Here is a 19300-nt window from a genome sequence, read left to right as displayed (position 1 = left end):
CGGGCTGCATTCCCACGCGGGAGCGTGGGAACGATCAGTGCAGTACTTAACCTTTAATATCAGCCAGTGAACGGTCACCCTCAGGCCAGGTTCTGCTCGGTCAAGCGTTGTACCGCCAGTCGCCGGTAGTGGGACGGGGTCATGCCCTTGAGCTGTTGAAAGCGTCGGTTGAAGTTGGAGATGTTATTGAAGCCCGACTCAAAGCACACATCCGTCACGGCCTTATCGCCATCGGCCAGCAGCTCGCAGGACTTGCTGATGCGCAGCCGATTGACGAATTCGATAAACGTACGCCCGGTGGCCTGTTTGAACACGCGGGAGAAGTAGGTGGGTTTCATGCCCAGGTGCTCGGCGACTTCTTCGAGCGGCAACTCCCGTGCGTAGTGGGCGAAAATGTAGTCCACCGCGCGGTTGGTGCGGTCGATGCTGTGTTCGTCGGCCGTTTGCGGTGCGGTCACGCCGGACAGCAGTTGGTAGTCGTCACACGCGCTCAATACGTCCAACAGGATAAAGAAATGCCCCAGGCGCGCCATGCCCTGGGCGTCCTCGATGCGCTGCATCAAGGCCATGGCCTGGGCGATGGTGTGCTTGCAGCGAAACTCAATACCCGACTGCGCGCGCTCCAGCAGCGGCGCGAGGTTTTTGAGTTCGGCGAAAATATGGCTGCCCTGTTCAAGCAGTTCATCGGTGAAGTTCACCAGCATGTCGCGCTTGGGCACCACTTCGTCTTCCTCCACCTGGCTGATCCAGTTGTGGGGCAGGTTGGGGCCGGTGAGGAAAAGGCTCTCGGGGTAGAAGTTGCCGATATAGTCGCCGATAAACACCTTGCCGGAGCTGGCGACGATCAGGTGCAGTTCGTATTCCTTGTGGAAATGCCAGCGCACCAGCGGGCAGGGGAAACCATGCTGGCGATAGATGATGGACAGACCGTTGTGATCGTCCATCAGCTCGTAGGAAGGGTCGGTGATGCGCGTTGCTCGGGTCATGCTGCCGTCGCTTTATTGTGGTCGCTGCGTAGGATAATGCCCCTTGTGCACCACGTCGCCAACGTCTGTGATTACACGTTGCGGTTTTTCGCCTCGATCCACTGTGCCATGTACTGAGTACTTTTATGCGCGTGGTGGCGCAGCATGCTGCCGGTGAAGTTGTCGCGGCGATGGGCCGCGAGGTGGTGGCGGCATTGTTGCAGGCATTCGATCAGTGCCGGGCCATGGACCGCCTGATCGTAACGGCGGGCAATCAGGTTGCGGCCGTCGTTCTGCGCCCGATTCCAGCGCCCGCGGTCTTGATACAGGGCTACGGCAGCGATGGCCAGTGCATTGGCATCTGTGGCGATGGCTCCCGGCCATGGTTGCTCGTCGCCCATGGCTTCGGCGCCGATCGGCGTGGTCACGTTTGGCGTGCCACACAGCATGGCATCGACCAGCTTGCCCTTGATGCCCGCGCCAAAGCGCAGCGGCGCCAGGCAAATGCGCGCAGCGCTCATGACTTGCAGCGCATCTTCAGCCCAGTTCATGACATGAAAGCCCTGTGCCGGGTTGTGCAGGGCAGTGGCCTTGGGCGGGGTGTAGGAGCCATAAATATGTAACTGGGCGCCCGGCAGATGCTGACGGATCAGCGGCCACAGGCTGTTCTTCATCCATAGCACCGCGTCCCAGTTGGGGGCGTGGCGAAAGTTACCGATGCTGAGAAAGTGCGCGCGGTCTTCAAACGGCGTGAACGGCTCGCTCGGCGGCTCGAGCATCAGCGGGCACCAGTGGAGCAGGGTGGCCGGCACCTTGAACTGCTCGGTGAGCAGGCGGATTTCCACGTCGGAGATCATCAGGCTGATGTCGCATCGGTAGATCGCGGCAATTTCGCGCTTGGCCAGGTCGGTGTCGGCCATGTGCTGGAACTCCTCGGCGAGGGCCGGGGCGAACAGGTCGGCAAAGTCATCGCTGTCGGGCTCGGCCTTGAGGCGCGCCTTCAGGCGCTGATGGCGAGCGTCGCGCAGGCTCTGCAGGTCGGATGTCTCGAGCACGCGCAGGGCGTTCGGGCAGTGCTTTTCGACGCGCCAGCCGAACTGCTCCTCCATCATGAAACGGTCGAACAGCACGATATCCGGGGCCAGTTCGCGGACAAAGTCATCGAAACTGCTGTTATTGAGCTCGATGGCGCATTCGGCGATGCCCAGCGCCGACAGGTCGGCCTTGTGCTCGCCGAGTGCGGCGGGGCTGCTGAAGGTGATGTCCCAACCTTGCGTCAGAAAAGTTTCGAGGATCTGCATCATATGCCCGCCCGCAGCCGAGGAGCGCGGCTCCGGCCAGACGTAACCAATGACCAGGACTCGGGTAGCAGGCGACTTCATCGACAACGGTTTCCTTGCAGGGCAGGGCGAAAGGCGCGCAATTAAACCACAACCGACGACATGACAATTTGTGTCCGGCGGTAGGTGGTCACCGTACTTTGTGGTTAACTTCGGCCTCTCGAATTCGTTTAACCCAAACTCAGCATAAGGATTCTGTTCATGGCTCAAGTCACCCTCAAAGGCAACCCCGTCCAGGTTGAAGGCGAACTGCCGCAAGTTGGCGCCAAGGCCCACGACTTCACCCTGACCGCCGGCGATCTGTCGGACGCAACCCTGGCGACCTTTGCCGGCAAGCGCAAAGTGCTGAACATCTTCCCAAGCGTCGACACCCCGACCTGCGCCACTTCGGTGCGCAAGTTCAACGCCCAGGCGAATGCACTGAACAACGCCGTGGTACTGTGCATCTCCACCGACCTGCCATTTGCCCAGGCGCGCTTCTGCGGCGCCGAAGGCCTGGAAAACGTCAAGAGCCTGTCGGATTTCCGTGATTCGGATTTCGCGGTTGATTACGGCGTGTCCATTGCTGACGGCCCGCTCAAAGGCCTGACCGCCCGCGCGGTCGTCGTGCTGGACGAGAACGACACCGTGCTGCACAGCGAGCTGGTAGCGGAAATCGGCCAGGAGCCGAACTACGAAGCAGCCCTGGCTGTTTTGAAGTAACTGTTTCGGCGCATTGCTGTCGCTTGGCGGTAACACGCTTGATACATGATTGCGGCCTGGCCTAGTCCAGGCCGTTTTTATTTGCGCTTCAGGTGCTTAGCTCAAATAGCCGATGAACTGAGCTGCTGAAGTCAGACGTTGTAAGCCCAAGGTAAATAGCCGGTAAAGGCGCTTTTCTAAATGCGCCCCAGTGCTTATCTTTCAGCCTCCCAAAGAAGAAGCTCTCGCGCCCAATGGTTGACCACTCAATGCAATCCTCCCCCCGTCGTTCCCGTCGCTGGCTGTTCGGCCTGCTCGTGTTGCTGGTTATCGCCGGCCTGTGCTGGAAATTCTGGCCAGGCGGCGCGGCCCATAAAGACGCACCCGCCGGGCACACCGGCAAAACCGGCATGGCGCGCCCGGGCTTCGGCGGCTCTACCGGCCCGGTGCCGGTGCGCGTGGCGCCGGCGGTGTTGGGGGAATTCCCGGTGTACTACAAGGCGCTGGGCACGGTCACGGCGCTCAACACCATCAACGTGCGCAGCCGCGTGGGCGGGGAGTTGGTAAAAATAGCCTTTGAAGAAGGGCAGATGGTCAAGGCCGGCGACCTGCTCGCCGAGATCGACCCGCGCAGCTACCAGAACGCATTGCTCCAGGCCCAGGGCACGTTGTTGCAGAACCAGGCCCAGTTGAAGAACGCCCAGGTCGACGTGCAGCGCTATCGCGACCTGTATGCCCAGGACAGCATCGCCAAACAGACCCTGGACACCGCCGAAGCGCTGGTCCTGCAATACCAGGGCACGGTCAAGACCAACCAGGGTGCGGTGGATGACGCCAAGCTCAACCTCGAATTCACCAGGATCCGCGCGCCCATCAGTGGCCGCGTAGGCCTGCGACAGCTTGACGTGGGCAACCTGGTAGCGGCCAACGACACCACCGCGCTGGCTGTGATCACCCAGACCCAGCCGATCAGCGTGGCCTTCACCCTGCCGGAAAATACCCTGGACACGGTCCTGGCCCGTTACCACGCCGGCAATAAGCTGCCCGTGGAAGCCTGGGACCGTGGCGACGCGAAGATTCAGGCCACCGGCGTGCTGCAAAGCCTGGATAACCAGATCGATGTCACCACCGGCACCCTGAAATTCAAGGCACGCTTCGATAACAAGGACCAGGCGCTGTTCCCCAACCAGTTCGTGAATGTGCACCTGCTGGCCGACACCTTGCACAACGTGGTACTGGCCCCCTCGGCGGCCATTCAGTTCGGCAACAACGGCACCTTCGTCTACAAGCTTGATGGCGACAAGAAGGTCAAGGTCCAGCCACTGGTAGTGGGCGACACCGACGGCGACAACACCGTGATCAAGCAAGGCCTGGTCGCCGGCGACCGGGTGGTGCTGGAAGGCACCGACCGCCTCAAGGATGGCAGTGAGGTCGAAGTGGTCAATGACAGCAGCGAAGTACCGACCACGCCAACTCAACACCTGCAGGGCAAGCCCGCGGCCAAAGGGGAGACCGGCGACACCGCCGGCAAGGCGCAAAAGGTCGGTTCATGAACCTGTCGCGGCTGTTTATCCTTCGCCCGGTCGCGACCACTCTGAGCATGCTGGCCATTGTCCTGGCCGGCATCATCGCGTACCGCTTGCTGCCCGTGTCGGCCTTGCCGCAGGTGGATTACCCGACCATCCGCGTGATGACCCTGTACCCCGGCGCCAGCCCTGATGTGATGACCAGCGCGGTCACCGCCCCCCTGGAACGCCAGTTCGGGCAGATGCCCGGCCTGACCCAGATGGCTTCCACCAGCTCCGGCGGCGCCTCGGTGCTGACCCTGCGCTTCAACCTCGACATCAATATGGACGTGGCCGAGCAACAGGTGCAGGCCGCGATCAACGCCGCCACCAACCTGCTGCCCAAGGACCTGCCGGCGCCGCCGGTGTACAACAAGGTCAACCCGGCGGACACCCCGGTGCTGACCCTGGCGATCACCTCCAAGACCATGCTGCTGCCCAAGCTCAATGACCTGGTCGATACGCGCATGGCGCAGAAAATCGCGCAGATCAGCGGCGTCGGCATGGTCAGCATCGCCGGCGGCCAGCGCCAGGCGGTGCGCATCAAGGTCAACCCCGAAGCCCTGGCGGCCAACGGCTTGAACCTGTCGGACGTGCGCACCTTGATCGCGGCGTCCAACGTCAACCAGCCCAAAGGCAACTTCGATGGCCCTACGCGGGTCTCGATGCTCGATGCCAACGACCAGTTGGTCTCGCCCCAGCAATACGCCGAACTGATCCTGGCCTACAACAACGGCGCGCCGCTGCGTCTTAAGGACGTCGCGCAGATTGTCGACGGCGCCGAGAACGAACGCCTGGCCGCCTGGGCCAACCTGAACCAGGCCGTGCTGCTCAATATCCAGCGCCAACCGGGCGCTAACGTGATCGAGGTGGTCGACCGTATCAAGGCACTGTTGCCAAGCATTACCGACAACCTGCCGGCCGGCCTGGAAGTCACCGTGCTTACCGACCGCACCCAGACCATCCGCGCATCGGTCAAGGACGTGCAGCACGAGCTGCTGATCGCCATTGCCCTGGTGGTGATGGTGACATTCCTGTTTCTGCGCCGGTTCAGCGCCACGATCATCCCGTCCATTGCGGTGCCGCTGTCGTTGGTCGGTACGTTTGGCGTGATGTACCTGGCCGGGTTTTCCATCAACAACCTGACGCTGATGGCCCTGACCATCGCCACCGGCTTTGTGGTGGACGATGCCATCGTGATGCTGGAAAACATTTCCCGCTATATCGAAGAGGGCGAAACGCCGCTGGCTGCCGCGCTCAAGGGCGCCAAGCAGATCGGTTTCACCCTGATTTCCCTGACGCTGTCGTTGATTGCGGTGCTGATCCCGCTGCTGTTCATGGCCGATGTGGTCGGGCGGTTGTTCCGCGAGTTCGCTATCACCTTGGCGGTAGCGATTTTGATTTCCCTGGTGGTGTCCCTGACCCTGACGCCGATGATGTGCGCGCGTCTGCTCAAGCGTGAACCCAAGGAAGAAGAGCAGGGCCGTTTCTATAAGGCCAGCGGCGCCTGGATCGACTGGTTGATCGAAGGCTACGGGCGCAAGTTGCAATGGGTGCTCAAGCACCAACCGCTGACCCTGCTGGTGGCCATCGCCACCCTCGGCCTGACCGTGGTGCTGTACCTGGTGGTGCCCAAGGGCTTTTTTCCGGTGCAGGACACCGGGGTGATCCAGGGTATTTCCGAAGCGCCGCAGTCGATCTCCTTTGCGGCGATGAGCCAGCGCCAGCAGGAGTTGGCCAAAATCATCCTCGCCGACCCGGCGGTGCAAAGCCTGTCGTCCTATATCGGTGTGGACGGCGACAACGCCACCCTCAACAGCGGCCGCCTGCTGATCAACCTCAAGGCCCATGGCCAGCGCGACCTCAGCGCCGCCCAGGTGATTACCCGCCTGCAGCCGCAGATCGACCAGTTGGTGGGCATTCGCCTGTTTATGCAGCCGGTGCAGGACCTGACCATCGAAGACCGCGTGAGCCGCACCCAGTACCAGTTCAGCATGTCGTCGCCGGACGCCGAGCTGCTGGCGCTGTGGAGCGACAAACTGGTGCACGCCCTCAGCCAGTTGCCGGAACTCACCGACGTGGCCAGCGACCTGCAGGACAAAGGCCTGCAGGTGTACCTGGTGATCGACCGCGACGCGGCCTCGCGCCTGGGCGTCAGCGTTTCGACCATCACCGATGCGCTGTACGACGCCTTCGGCCAGCGGCAGATCTCGACCATCTACACCCAGGCCAGCCAGTACCGCGTGGTGCTGCAGGCCCAGTCCGGCGAAACCCTCGGCCCGGACGCGCTGAACCAGATCTACGTAAAAACCACCGACGGCGGCCAGGTGCGCCTGTCGAGCCTGGCCAAGGTGGAGCAGCGCCAGGCCCAGTTGGCCGTGGCGCACATCGGCCAGTTCCCGGCGGTGATGATGTCATTCAACCTGGCGCCCGGCGTGGCGCTGGGCAAGGGCGTGGAGCTGATCAACCAGACGCAGAAAGACATCGGCATGCCGGTGGGCGTGCAGACCCAGTTCCAGGGCGCGGCCCAGGCGTTCGAAGCCTCGCTGTCGAGTACCTTGCTGCTGATCCTGGCGGCGGTGGTCACCATGTACATCGTGCTGGGCGTGCTCTACGAGAGCTATATCCATCCGATCACCATCCTGTCCACCTTGCCCTCGGCGGCGGTGGGGGCTTTGCTGGCGTTGCTGCTCAGTGGTAATGACCTGGGCATGATCGCGATCATCGGCATCATCCTGCTGATCGGTATCGTCAAAAAGAACGCGATCATGATGATCGACTTCGCCCTCGACGCCGAACGCAACCAGGGCCTCGACCCGCAGACCGCGATCTATCAGGCCGCGCTGCTGCGTTTCCGACCGATCCTGATGACCACCCTGGCCGCGCTGTTCGGCGCCGTGCCCTTGATGCTGGCCAGCGGTTCCGGTGCGGAGCTGCGCCAGCCCCTGGGCCTGGTGATGGTCGGCGGGCTGCTGGTGAGCCAGGTGTTGACGCTGTTCACCACGCCGGTGATCTACCTGTATTTCGATCGGTTGGGACGCCGCTGGCGCAAGACCGACATTGAGGACGTGGTGTGATGGGCGTGGCGAAAGCAGTGGCAAGCGGCAAGCGGCACGCTGCAAGGGAACGGCAGGGGCAGCCTACGTCATTTGCAGGTAGCTTGAAACTTGCCGCTTGGAGCTCCCCCCCATGAACCTGTCCGGACCGTTCATTCGCCGGCCGGTAGCGACCATGCTGCTGAGCCTGGCGATCATGTTGCTCGGCGGGGTGAGCTTCAACCTGCTGCCGGTGTCGCCGTTGCCGCAGATCGACTTCCCGGTGATCGTGGTGTCGGCCAGCCTGCCCGGCGCCAGCCCCGAGGTCATGGCGTCCACCGTAGCCACGCCGCTGGAGCGCTCCTTCGGCTCGATTGCCGGCATCACCACCATGAGCAGCAGTTCCAGCCAGGGCTCGACCCGGGTGATTCTGGCGTTCGACTCCGACCGCGACATCAACGGCGCGGCGCGGGAAGTGCAGGCGGCCATCAACGCCTCGCGCAACCTGCTGCCCAGCGGCATGCGCAGCATGCCCACCTACAAGAAGATCAACCCGTCCCAGGCGCCGATCATGGTGCTGTCGCTGACCTCGGACGTATTGCAGAAGGGCCAGCTGTACGACCTGGCGTCCACCATCCTGTCCCAGAGCCTGTCCCAGGTGCCGGGGGTGGGCGAGGTGCAGATCGGCGGCAGCTCCCTGCCGGCGGTGCGCGTTGAACTGGAACCCAAGGCCCTCGACCAGTACGGCGTGGCCCTGGACGATGTGCGCAACACCATCGCCAATGCCAACCAGCGCCGGCCCAAGGGCTCGCTGGAAGACAGCGAACGCAACTGGCAGATCCAAGCCAATGACCAGCTGGAAAAGGCCAAGGACTACGAGCCGCTGCTGATTCGCTACCAGAACGGCGCGGCTTTGCGCCTGGGGGATGTGGCCAGGATCAGCGACGGCGTGGAAGACCGCTACAACAGTGGTTTCTTCAACAACGATGCGGCCGTTTTGCTGGTGATCAACCGCCAGTCCGGGGCCAACATTATCGAGACCGTGCGCCAGATCAAGGCGCAATTGCCGGCGCTGCAGGCGGTGCTGCCCTCCAGCGTCAAGCTCAGCCTGGCCATGGACCGCTCGCCCGTGATCACCGCCACCCTGCACGAAGCGGAGATGACCCTGCTGATCGCGGTGGGGCTGGTGATTCTTGTGGTGTACCTGTTCCTCGGCAATTTCCGCGCTTCGCTGATCCCGACCCTGGCGGTGCCGGTATCGCTGGTGGGCACGTTCGCGGTGATGTACCTGTACGGGTTCTCGTTGAACAACTTTTCGTTGATGGCGTTGATCCTGGCCACCGGTCTGGTGGTGGACGATGCCATTGTGGTGCTGGAGAACATCTCCCGGCATATCGATGACGGCGTGCCGCCGATGAAGGCGGCCTATCTGGGCGCCCAGGAAGTCGGGTTTACGCTGTTGTCGATGAACGTGTCGCTGGTGGCGGTGTTCCTGTCGATCCTGTTTATGGGCGGGATCGTCACCAACCTGTTCCGCGAGTTTTCCATCATCCTGTCGGCGGCGATCATTGTGTCGCTGGTGGTGTCGCTGACCCTGACGCCGATGCTCTGCGCGCGCTGGCTCAGGCCCCACGTCAAAGGCCATATGACCGGTCTGCAGCGGTGGAGCCACAGGATCAACGAGCGCATGGTCGCCGGCTACGCCCGCAGCCTGGACTGGGTGCTGCGCCATCGGCGCCTGACCTTGCTCAGCCTGTTGCTGACCATCGGCGTCAATGTGGCGCTGTACATCGTGGTGCCGAAAACCTTTATGCCGCAGCAGGACACCGGGCAGTTGATCGGCTTTGTGCGCGGCGACGACGGCCTGTCGTTCAGCGTGATGCAACCGAAGATGGAAATCTTTCGCCAGGCCGTGCTCAAGGACCCCGCAGTGCTCAGCGTGGCCGGCTTTATCGGTGGCAACAACGGCACCAACAACGCCGTGATGCTGGTGCGGCTCAAACCCATCAAAGAGCGCAAGGTCTCGGCCCAGGCGGTGATCGAGCGGCTGCGCAAGAACGTGCCGCCGGTGCCGGGCGGGCGCCTGTTCCTGATGGCCGACCAGGACCTGCAGTTCGGCGGCAGTCGCGACCAGACCAGCGCCCAGTATTCCTACATCCTGCAAAGCGGTGACCTGGCCGCGCTGCGCCTGTGGTACCCGAAAGTGGTTGGCGCGCTGCGCGAGCTGCCGGAATTGACCGCCATCGACGCCCGCGAAGGCCGGGGGGCGGCGCAGGTGACGCTGGTGGTCGATCGCGACCAGGCCAAGCGCCTGGGCATCGACATGAACATGGTCACGGGGGTGCTGAACAACGCCTACAGCCAGCGGCAGATTTCCACGATCTACGACAGCCTCAACCAGTACCAGGTGGTGATGGAGGTCAATCCCAAATATGCCCAGGACCCGATCACCCTGAACCAGGTGCAGGTCATTACCGCCGACGGCGCACGGGTACCGTTGTCCACCATCGCCCATTACGAGAACAGCCTGGCGGACGACCGCGTCAGCCATGAAGGCCAGTTCGCCTCGGAAAATATTGCTTTCGACATCGCTCCCGGGTTCACGGTGGAGCAGGGCACAGCCGCCATCGAACGGGCGATTGCCAAGGTTGGCCTGCCGGAGGATGTGATCGCCAAGATGGCCGGCACCGCCGATGCCTTTGCGGCGACGCAGAAGGGCCAGCCGTTCATGATCCTCGGCGCGCTGGTGGCGGTGTACCTGGTGCTGGGGATTCTCTACGAGAGCTATATCCACCCATTGACGATCCTGTCGACGTTGCCCTCGGCCGGTGTCGGTGCATTGCTGTCGATCTACCTGCTGGGTGGCGAGTTCAGCCTGATCTCATTGCTGGGCCTGTTCCTGCTGATCGGAGTGGTGAAGAAAAACGCGATCCTGATGATCGACCTGGCGCTGCAGTTGGAACGCCATGACGGCATGAGCCCGCTCGAGTCGATCCGCAGCGCTTGCCTGCTGCGTCTGCGGCCGATCCTGATGACCACCCTGGCCGCCATCCTCGGCGCCTTGCCGCTGCTGCTCGGCGCCGGCGACGGCGCGGAAATGCGTCAGCCCCTGGGCCTGACCATCATTGGCGGCCTGGTGTTCAGCCAGATCCTGACCCTTTACACCACCCCGGTGGTTTACCTTTACCTCGACCGCGCGCGCCACCGCTTCAATGCCTGGCGCGGCGTACGGACCGATGCTGCCCTGGACACTGCGCTATGACCGATTCATCCCTCGCCCCGAAAAAGCTGTTGGCAGCGGCACTCTGCGGTCTGTTGCTCAGCGCCTGCGCCATCGGCCCGGATTATCAGCGCCCGCAGGTCATCGAACCCGCGCAGTTCAAGCAAGCGCAAGGCTGGCGCCAGGCCACGCCAAGCGACTCACTGGCCCGTGGCGCCTGGTGGGAATTGTATGGCGATCGTCAGCTCAATGACCTGGTCGCGCGCCTGAACAATGCCAACCAGACCGTGGCCCAGGCCGAGGCGCGCTTTCGCCAGGCCCAGGCATTGGTGCGCAGCTCACGCGGCGCGTTCTACCCCAGCGTCGACCTCAGCGTGGGCAAGACCCGCGCCAGCCAGGGCACCGGCAGCAGCAGTGCCAGCCTCAGCAGCTCCAGCAGCGGCATCCGCGACACCCTCAACGCGCAGTTGGGCGTGAGCTGGGAGGCGGATGTCTGGGGCAAGTTGCGCCGTGGCCTGGAGGCCAACGAGGCCAGCGCCGAAGCCAGCTCGGCGGACCTGGCCGCGATGCGCCTGAGCCAGCAATCGGAACTGGTGCAAAGCTACCTGCAACTGCGCGTGATGGATGAACAGACGCGGCTGCTGCAGGCCACCCTCGACACCTATCAGCGCTCCCTGCAAATGACCGAGAACCAGTACCGCGCCGGAGTCTCGGGCAAAGAAGCGGTGGCCCAGGCACAGACACAGCTCAAGACCACCCAGGCCAGCCTGATCGACCTGATCTGGCAGCGCGCTCAGCTGGAAAATGCCATCGCGGTACTGATCGGCGAGGCGCCGGCCAACTTCAACCTGGCCGTGAGCAAGGACATTCCGCAGTTGCCGCAGATCCCGGTCGGCCTGCCGTCGCAGTTACTCGAACGCCGCCCGGACATCGCCTCGGCCGAACGCGCGGTGATCGCCGCCAACGCCAATATCGGTGTGGCCAAGGCGGCCTATTATCCGGACCTGACCCTGAGCCTGGCCGGTGGCTATTCCAGCAGTACCTATGCCGACTGGATCAGCCTGCCCAACCGCTTCTGGTCGGTGGGGCCGAAACTGGCCATGACCCTGTTCGACGGTGGCCAGCGCTCGGCGGAAGTCGACCGCACCGTGGCGTCCTATGACGAAACCGTGGCCAAGTACCGTCAGACCGTGCTGGATGGCTTCCGCGAAGTGGAGAACTACATGGTTCAACTCAAGGTGCTGGAGGACGAAGCCGTGGTCAGCAACGAAGCGCTGGAGGCGGCACGCGAGTCATTGCGCCTGACCCAGAACCAGTACAAGGCCGGGCTGATCGCTTACCTGGACGTGGTCACCGTACAGGCTACCGCTCTGAGTAACGAACGCAGTGTGTTGACCTTGCTGCAGTCGCGCCTGGTGGCCAGCGTGCAATTGATTGCCGCACTGGGGGGCGGCTGGGATGGGCAGACGCCGATCGATGCCAAGGATTAAGCCGCAGCACTCGCGCTTGCTATCGCGGACAGCTGGATACACAAGGCCGCGCACGGGGCGTTTTTGAGCCGGCGGATTGACGTCAAAAAGCCCATGATGGCCTTGTGATAATTATTCAACTGTCGCCGAATATTTATCGTTACAATCCGCCGCTTTGCCACTCGGTACGGGCGTTCCAGCTCGTCGCCCGCGAGACTCGTCATGCTTATCGGTAGCTATTCCCCTTCGCTGGTCGTGATCTCGCTGTTCGTTGCGATCCTGGCTTCCTACACGGCACTCGACCTGTCCGGCCGCATCGCCACCGCCCAGGGGCGCGCTGTCTACCTGTGGATGGCCGGCGGAGCGCTGGCGATGGGGGTAGGGGTGTGGTCGATGCACTTTATCGGCATGTTGGCGCTGCGTTTGCCGTTCGCCCTGGGGTTCGACGTCGGCATCACTGCGTGGTCGCTGTTGATCGCGGTGCTGTCCAGTGGCTTCGCCCTGTGGCTGGTCAGCCAGGCCCGTTTACCCGCCTGGCAATTGCTGTTCGGCGCGCTGGTGATGGGCGCCGGCATCAGTTGCATGCATTACACCGGCATGGCGGCGATGCGCATGACCCCAGGCATCGACTACGACCCGACCTTGTTCGGCGCTTCGCTGCTGATTGCGGTGGCGGCCTCGGGCGCGGCCCTGCTGATCGCGTTCAACCTGCGGCGCAACACCCCCCATGTGCGCCTGCTGCGCGGTGGTGCCGCAGTGGTGATGGGCGTGGCCATCGTCGGCATGCATTACACCGGGATGGCGGCGGCCAGTTTTGCCGATGACAGCTACTGCGCCGCCGCGCTGGACGGTCTGAGCGGCAACGGCCTGGACAACCTGGTGCTGGTCACCACCCTGGCGGTGCTTGCCATCGCCTTGCTGACTTCATTGCTCGACGCCCGCCTGGAAGCGCGCACCGCCGTGCTCGCCACGTCCCTGACCCAGGCCAACCAGGAGCTGACCCACCTGGCCCTGCACGACATGCTGACCGGTCTGCCCAATCGCAGCCTGCTCGCCGATCGCATTCAACAGGCCATGCAGGCGGTGGAGGAACAAGGCGGTTGCTTTGCGCTGATGTTTATCGACCTGGATGGCTTCAAGCCGGTCAACGATGCCTTTGGTCATCATCTGGGCGACCAATTGCTGCGCGAGGTGGGCCTGCGCCTGCGCGAGGACTTGCGCAGCCACGACACCCTGGCGCGCATTGGCGGTGACGAGTTTGTACTGCTGGTGCAACTCAACCAGCCGGACGACGCCCTCGGTCTTGCCGAGCGCCAGGTGCAACTGATCAACCGTGCGTTCCAGGTGGCCGAACACGAACTGAAAATCTCTGCCAGTGTCGGTATCGCGTTGTTCCCCGGCAACGGCGGCACCCCGCAGGACCTGCTGATGAATGCCGACGCGGCGATGTACCACGCCAAGGGGCTGGGCAAGAACGGCTATAGCTTTTTCGATGTGTCGATGAACACCAATGCGCGCAAACAGCTGCAGCTGTTGCAGGACCTGCGCAATGCCGTGGAGCAGCAGCAGTTTCGCTTGTATTACCAGCCCAAGTTCGATGCCGCCAGCGGCATTGCGGTGGGCGCCGAAGCCTTGTTGCGCTGGGAGCATCCGCAACAGGGCCTGTTGATGCCCGCGACGTTTATCGACCTGGCGGAGAAAACCGGGCTGATCATTCCCATCGGCGAATGGGTGCTGAATGAAGCCTGCCGCCAGATGCGCGTGTGGTACGTGCAGGGTTATGAAGAGTGGCGCATTGCGGTGAACTTGTCCGCGTTGCAGTTTTGCCATGCCGGGCTGGTCGACAGCGTCGCTGCCGCGCTTGAACGCCATCAGTTGCCGCCTAACAGCCTGACCCTGGAAATCACCGAAACCACCGCCATGAGCGATGCCGACGCGAGCATGAACGTGTTGCAGCAGCTGTCCGACATGGGTGTCGACCTGTCGATTGATGACTTCGGCACCGGCTATTCCAGCCTGATGTACCTCAAGCGCCTGCCGGCCAACGAGCTGAAGATCGACCGGGGCTTTGTGCGTGATCTGGAACACGACAGCGACGACGCCGCCATCGTCTCGGCCATCGTCGCCCTCGGCCAGGCCTTGGGGCTGCGGATCGTGGCCGAAGGTGTGGAAACCGACCGGCAGCAGGATTTTCTGACGCGCCTGGGCTGTAACTCCCTGCAAGGCTACTTACTGGGCCATCCGCTGCCGGCAGACGGTTTCATGGCCGATATTCGCCGTGCCGAAGACGCCGCGGCGCCTGACAAAAAACTGGGCTGAGGGGGTCTCAAAAACGCTTCGCCCCACTCGGCACCTCGCTCAGGCTGGGTGTGCCCGTAATCCGCCCAGCTTGGTTAGCGGGGCGCCTGAGGTCAAAAGCAAGAGCGGCTCGCTTCGCATCGTGGTTAGGGTTGGTGGCTGCACATCTTCGGTAAAAACATAGCCTTGGAAAATGAGGTTCTGGTGGTGGGCAGGCTTTCTGTGGTGAGGCGCTTGTTGTGGTGAGCGGGCTTGCCCCGCGCTGGGCTGCGAAGCGGCCCCAAACCCAGGCAACTCGGTGTGTCAGCTAAACCACATCGCCTGAGATAGGGCCGCTTCGCAGCCCAGCGCGGGGCAAGCCCGCTCACCACAGAAAACCTGCGCACCACAACAAGCCCGCTATCACAAAGTTATTTGTCAGCCTTTAAGAATATCTATGCCGCCGATGGCGGCCTCACAGCCGACCAGGATGCTACCAATGCGCTCATATCCACACATAACGCAGCGCGGCATAACCTTTACTGGAAAACTCGCTGAGCAGGCTGGCTTCGGATTTTAGTCGGATGCCGTAGCCCGCATTGAAGAAACCGTTGATCTGCCACTTGAGCGCGTCGGCCAGCGGGTAATGATCACGGCTTTCCAGAAAGCGCGGCAGGTCCGGGCTTTGCTCGATAATCCTCTGTGCCGATCGATGATCGTGTCCCGGCTGACGCTTCGGTTCCAGTCAAAACGACCGCGCAATCCTCCCCAGCGTCTCCATCGCTTTTTCCGACGCTTCTGTCCAGGGGCTGCCGTAATTCAAGCGGATGCAATTCCTGAAGCGCTGGGTTGCGGAGAAGATCGGCCCCGGCGCGATGCTGATGCCTTGGGCCAATGCCATCTGGAACAGTTTTAACGAGTCGATCTGTTCCGGCAGTTCCAGCCACAGGAAGTAACCACCGGCCGGTTGGCTGACGCGGGTTTGTGCCGGGAAGTAGCGGCCGATGGCAGCGAGCATGGCGCTTTGCTGTTCCTCCAGGGCATAGCGCAATTTGCGCAGGTGCCGGTCGTAGCCGCCGTGTTGCAGGTAGTCGGCTATCGCCGCCTGCGCCGGCATCGATGGGCACAACGAGGTCATCAGCTTCAAACGCTCGACTTTCTGCGCATAGCGCCCGGCGGCAACCCATCCCACCCGATACCCCGGCGCGAGGCTCTTGGCGAAGGAGCCGCAGTGCATCACCAGGCCTTCGGTGTCGAAAGCCTTGGCCGGCTTGGGCGCGTGCTGGCCGTAGTACAACTCGGCGTACACATCGTCTTCGATCAACGGCACCTGGTGGCTGCGCAGCAGTTCCACCAGCGCTTGTTTTTTGGTTTCGGGCAGGGTGGCGCCCATGGGGTTTTGGAAACTGGTCATGCTCCAGCACGCCTTGATCGGGTAGCGCGCAAGGCTTTGCGCCAGGGCATTGAGATCGATGCCGTCGCGCGGGTGCACCGGGATCTCCACCGCCTTGAGCTTCAAACGCTCCAGAACCTGCAGGCAGGCATAGAACGCCGGTGCTTCGATGGCCACCAGGTCGCCCGGCTCGGTCACGGCCTGCAGGCACAGGTTCAGCGCTTCGAGGGCGCCGTTGGTGATCAGCAGTTCTTCCATGGGCAGCATCAGGCCGCCGACCATATAGCGCAGGGCAATCTGCCGACGCAATTGCGGGTTGCCCGGCGACATGTCGGTAACCACCAGGCGCGGGTCCATCTCCCGGCTGGCGCTGGCCAGGGAGCGGGCCAGGCGCGGTAACGGGAACAGCATCGGGCTGGGAAACGCCGAACCGAAGGGCACGGTGTTGGGGTCTTTGATCGAGTCGAGCACCGAGAACACCAGTTCGCTCACATCCACCTCGGTGGATTCATGCACCTGCTCGCTCACCACCGGCTCGGAAAACGGGCGCGGTGCGTGGGTATTGACGAAATACCCGGAACGCGGACGGGCGCGGATCAGTCCACGGCGCTCCAGCAGGTAATAAGCCTGGAACACCGTAGAGGGACTGACGCCGTACGTCTGGCTGGCATAACGCACCGACGGCACGCGCTGGCCAGGCCCCAGGACACCGGAGCGGATCAGTTCGGCGATGTCGTCGGCGAATTTTTCGTAGCGTTTCATGGGGGCCTTAAACTTATGTTTTTTATATGAGTGCAGATCCCACATTGGATCACCATCATTTTTCGATACCGCGCGCTCAGCGGTTGAGCGGCGCCACGAAGCGGCTTTCAGCAGCGCTGTAGACCCACGGCTCATCCACATCCGTCACCTTGAAGCGCAGCGTCTGCGAACTGCTCGCCGGCTTGTCCGCCAGCAGTGTGACCGACACCGGCACATCGACGATCTCCCCCGGCGCCAGGCTCAGTTCGGTCTTTCCTTGCAGTTGGAAACCGTCGGCTTCCACCAGCTCCACCCGGTATTGCTGGCGCTGCTGGGTCTTGTTGATGACCTTGAGACTGTAGATGTTTTCAATCAGGCCCTGGCTGTTTTCGCGGAACAGGCCACGGTCCTTGGTCACGTCCAGCGACACCATCGGCCGTTGCATCAGGGCCACCACCAGCGCGGCGATCATCACCAGCAGCACGGCACTGTAGCCGATCAGGCGAGGGCGTAGCAGGTGTGTCTTGCCGCCCTGCAGTTGATGTTCGCTGGTGTACCGCACCAGGCCGCGCGCATAGCCCATCTTGTCCATGATCGAATCGCAGGCGTCGACGCAGGCCGCGCAGCCGATGCATTCCATTTGCAGGCCGTCGCGGATGTCGATGCCGGTGGGGCACACCTGAACGCACAGCTGGCAGTCGATGCAATCGCCCAGGCCGAGGTCGGCCGGCCTGGCCTCGCGTTTACGCGGGCCGCGCTGCTCGCCACGCGCGGCGTCGTAAGAGATGGTGAGGGTGTCTTTATCGAACATCACACTCTGGAAACGCGCGTAGGGGCACATGTGCATGCACACCGCTTCACGCAGCCAGCCGGCGTTGAGGTAGGTCGCGGCGGTAAAGAACAGTACCCAGAACAGGCTGACGCCGCCCATCTGCCAGGTCAGCAGTTCCGTCGCCAGCGGGCGGATGGGGGTGAAATAACCGACAAAGGTCAGACCGGTCAGCACACTGATGCCCAGCCACAACGTGTGCTTGGCCGAGCGCCGCGCCAGTTTGTTCAGGCTCCAGGGCGCCGCTTGCAGCTTGATGCGCTGGTTGCGCTCGCCCTCGGTGACTTTTTCGCACCACATGAACAGCCAGGTGAACGAGCTTTGCGGGCAGGTGTAGCCGCACCAGACACGCCCGGCGAAGACCGTAATGGCAAACAGGCCGAAGGCACAGATGATCAACAGCGCCGATAAGAGGATGAAGTCCTGGGGCCAGAACGTCGCACCGAAAATGTGGAACTTGCTTTGCGCCAGGTCCCATAGCACGGCTTGCCGGCCGCTCCAGTTCAGCCACACGGTGCCGAAGAAGGCCACGAACAGAAAGCCGGCACCGAACACGCGCAAGGTGCGGAACAGCCCGGTGAAGCTGCGGGTATGGATCAGGGTGTCGCTGGATTTGGCCTTGACCTTCTTTGGGTGCACAGGCTCAAACATTTCCACGGTAGGGATTCGTTCGCTCATGGTCGTTCGCTCATCAGCCTCCATCAGGCCAATGGACTATGCGCGGCAAGCCGTTTGCAGAACAGACTCAGCTGGAACGATAAAAAGCGGATCAGATGCTCTGCAGGCGCAGGCCTGCGTCAGTGTGCTGCACCCCAGGGCTATCAGGGTGCAGTCGGTTGCACTGCGCGTTGATACAGATCAATCAAATCGCCGATCCCGATTCAGTGACCTTTTTGTGCTGGCGCCCATCGATTGCGCCGGCCACCGTAAGAGCGGCGGCCTCCTGTTCGGTGATGTAGACGCGCTCGGCACCTACATCCACATACGACATGGCGCGGGGCATGTCGGTGCTTACCGTTACTTCCGCGGCCGGCAGGCTGTATTCGCGACCTTCGTCATTGACCTTGAAAAAACACGTCTGGTTATCGATACGGACAGGCATGGCGTTCTCCTTTCATAGACATTCAGCCGTTAGGGCGTCGGCACGTGCCCGACGTTCCCGGCAACTGACTGGTGGTCGCCGCTGTCCATCCTTTACCCATAATTAGAAAGGAAAGGTGTATGGACGCTTGGTGGGATGAAGTGTGGGTGACCCTGCAGGCTGAGTTCGCCGATATCGGCGATGCGCGGCAAGTGACCCAGATCACCGTGCGCTTGCTGATCGCCGCGCTCCTGGGCGGCATTCTGGGGTTTGAGCGCGAGCACAAGGGCAAGGCTGCCGGGGTGCGCACCCATATGCTGGTGGCGTTGGGCGCGGCACTGTTTGTGCTGGTGCCACAGATGTCCGGCAACCAGGCCGATGCCATGAGTCGGGTCGTGCAAGGGGTGATTGCCGGGATCGGATTCCTGGGCGCCGGTACCATTCTCAAAGGCAAGGAGGACGAGGCAGGCCAGCAAGTCAAGGGCCTGACCACCGCGGCCGGGCTGTGGATGACCGCCGCCATCGGCGTGGCGGCGGGCATGGGGCGCGAAGCGACAGCGGTGTTGAGTACGTTGCTGGCGCTGGCGGTATTCAGCGTGGTGCCGATGATCGTCAAGCGCTTCGAGAAGGACTGACAACCACGCCAGGATGGGGGGCAGGTGGCTCCTGCATGGGCGGTGGAGGGTTTTCAGGCGGTTCCTGCT

12 protein-coding genes are annotated in these 19300 nt (G+C 62.6%); 7 read left to right on the top strand and 5 right to left on the bottom strand.

Annotated features, from left to right (window positions below; translation table 11 throughout):
• Positions 1-80: 80 nt before the first annotated feature.
• Both QRN10_RS22500 and QRN10_RS22495 read right to left on the bottom strand, forming a co-directional pair.
• Positions 81-986 (bottom strand): AraC family transcriptional regulator, encoded by a 906-nt coding sequence (locus tag QRN10_RS22500; protein WP_181077330.1) that lies wholly within the window; start codon positions 984-986, stop codon positions 81-83.
• 71 nt (positions 987-1057) lie between these two features.
• The gene (locus QRN10_RS22495; RefSeq protein WP_253507074.1) at positions 1058-2347 is read right to left on the bottom strand and encodes a glycosyltransferase; all 1290 of its coding nucleotides are present in this window, start codon (positions 2345-2347) and stop codon (positions 1058-1060) included.
• 159 nt (positions 2348-2506) lie between these two features.
• Between QRN10_RS22495 and tpx the strand changes: the two genes are divergently transcribed.
• The 6 genes from tpx to QRN10_RS22465 all read left to right on the top strand — a co-directional run bounded on the left by tpx (position 2507) and on the right by QRN10_RS22465 (position 14594).
• Complete coding sequence (tpx, locus tag QRN10_RS22490) at positions 2507-3007, top strand: thiol peroxidase (protein WP_181077334.1); 501 nt, start codon at positions 2507-2509, stop codon at positions 3005-3007.
• 233 nt (positions 3008-3240) lie between these two features.
• Positions 3241-4539, top strand: a complete 1299-nt coding sequence (locus QRN10_RS22485; protein ID WP_181077336.1) for an MdtA/MuxA family multidrug efflux RND transporter periplasmic adaptor subunit — start codon at positions 3241-3243, stop codon at positions 4537-4539.
• Positions 4536-7628 (top strand): MdtB/MuxB family multidrug efflux RND transporter permease subunit, encoded by a 3093-nt coding sequence (locus QRN10_RS22480; protein ID WP_181077338.1) that lies wholly within the window; start codon positions 4536-4538, stop codon positions 7626-7628. Before QRN10_RS22485 ends, QRN10_RS22480 begins: the two co-directional genes overlap by 4 nt.
• A gap of 112 nt (positions 7629-7740) precedes the next feature.
• Positions 7741-10848 carry an efflux RND transporter permease subunit gene (locus QRN10_RS22475; RefSeq protein WP_285429180.1) on the top strand — a complete coding sequence of 1036 codons (3108 nt, stop codon included), beginning with the start codon at positions 7741-7743 and terminating at the stop codon, positions 10846-10848.
• Positions 10845-12296, top strand: coding sequence for an efflux transporter outer membrane subunit (locus QRN10_RS22470; protein ID WP_181077341.1), 1452 nt, complete (start codon positions 10845-10847; stop codon positions 12294-12296). The genes QRN10_RS22475 and QRN10_RS22470 overlap by 4 nt, the downstream gene beginning before the upstream one ends.
• A gap of 201 nt (positions 12297-12497) precedes the next feature.
• A complete protein-coding gene (locus tag QRN10_RS22465; protein ID WP_285429179.1) occupies positions 12498-14594 on the top strand; it encodes a putative bifunctional diguanylate cyclase/phosphodiesterase in 2097 nt (698 codons plus the stop codon).
• 703 nt (positions 14595-15297) lie between these two features.
• Here QRN10_RS22465 and mapR read toward each other — a convergent pair.
• The 3 genes from mapR to QRN10_RS22450 form a co-directional block, all read right to left on the bottom strand.
• On the bottom strand, positions 15298-16707 hold the full coding sequence (gene mapR, locus QRN10_RS22460) for a GntR family transcriptional regulator MpaR (protein WP_181081838.1): 1410 nt from the start codon (positions 16705-16707) through the stop codon (positions 15298-15300).
• Between the two features lie 76 nt (positions 16708-16783).
• Complete coding sequence (gene ccoG / locus QRN10_RS22455; protein ID WP_253507086.1) at positions 16784-18193, bottom strand: cytochrome c oxidase accessory protein CcoG; 1410 nt, start codon at positions 18191-18193, stop codon at positions 16784-16786.
• A gap of 184 nt (positions 18194-18377) precedes the next feature.
• Positions 18378-18617, bottom strand: a complete 240-nt coding sequence (locus tag QRN10_RS22450; protein WP_253507089.1) for a DUF3203 family protein — start codon at positions 18615-18617, stop codon at positions 18378-18380.
• 119 nt (positions 18618-18736) lie between these two features.
• Between QRN10_RS22450 and QRN10_RS22445 the strand changes: the two genes are divergently transcribed.
• Positions 18737-19231: an MgtC/SapB family protein gene (locus tag QRN10_RS22445; protein ID WP_266249055.1), complete on the top strand. Its 495-nt coding sequence runs from the start codon at positions 18737-18739 to the stop codon at positions 19229-19231.
• Positions 19232-19300: the final 69 nt, after the last annotated feature.

The organism is Pseudomonas sp. lyk4-R2A-8 (assembly GCF_030209095.1).
In the GTDB taxonomy this organism is placed as follows: domain Bacteria; phylum Pseudomonadota; class Gammaproteobacteria; order Pseudomonadales; family Pseudomonadaceae; genus Aquipseudomonas; species Aquipseudomonas quebecensis.
Note: the sequence above shows the minus strand (reverse complement) of the source record. Positions and strands in the feature narration are given on the sequence as shown.

Bases quoted from the DNA above. Each gene is read 5' to 3' on its own strand.
- QRN10_RS22470 (WP_181077341.1), top strand. From the start codon at position 10,845: ATGACCGATTCATCCCTCGCCCCGAAAAAGCTGTTGGCAGCGGCACTC.
- tpx (WP_181077334.1), top strand. From the start codon at position 2,507: ATGGCTCAAGTCACCCTCAAAGGCAACCCCGTCCAGGTTGAAGGCGAA.
- QRN10_RS22480 (WP_181077338.1), top strand. From the start codon at position 4,536: ATGAACCTGTCGCGGCTGTTTATCCTTCGCCCGGTCGCGACCACTCTG.
- QRN10_RS22475 (WP_285429180.1), top strand. From the start codon at position 7,741: ATGAACCTGTCCGGACCGTTCATTCGCCGGCCGGTAGCGACCATGCTG.
- QRN10_RS22495 (WP_253507074.1), bottom strand. From the start codon at position 2,347: ATGAAGTCGCCTGCTACCCGAGTCCTGGTCATTGGTTACGTCTGGCCG.
- QRN10_RS22485 (WP_181077336.1), top strand. From the start codon at position 3,241: ATGGTTGACCACTCAATGCAATCCTCCCCCCGTCGTTCCCGTCGCTGG.
- QRN10_RS22500 (WP_181077330.1), bottom strand. From the start codon at position 986: ATGACCCGAGCAACGCGCATCACCGACCCTTCCTACGAGCTGATGGAC.
- mapR (WP_181081838.1), bottom strand. From the start codon at position 16,707: ATGAAACGCTACGAAAAATTCGCCGACGACATCGCCGAACTGATCCGC.
- QRN10_RS22465 (WP_285429179.1), top strand. From the start codon at position 12,498: ATGCTTATCGGTAGCTATTCCCCTTCGCTGGTCGTGATCTCGCTGTTC.
- QRN10_RS22450 (WP_253507089.1), bottom strand. From the start codon at position 18,617: ATGCCTGTCCGTATCGATAACCAGACGTGTTTTTTCAAGGTCAATGAC.
- QRN10_RS22445 (WP_266249055.1), top strand. From the start codon at position 18,737: ATGGACGCTTGGTGGGATGAAGTGTGGGTGACCCTGCAGGCTGAGTTC.
- ccoG (WP_253507086.1), bottom strand. From the start codon at position 18,193: ATGAGCGAACGAATCCCTACCGTGGAAATGTTTGAGCCTGTGCACCCA.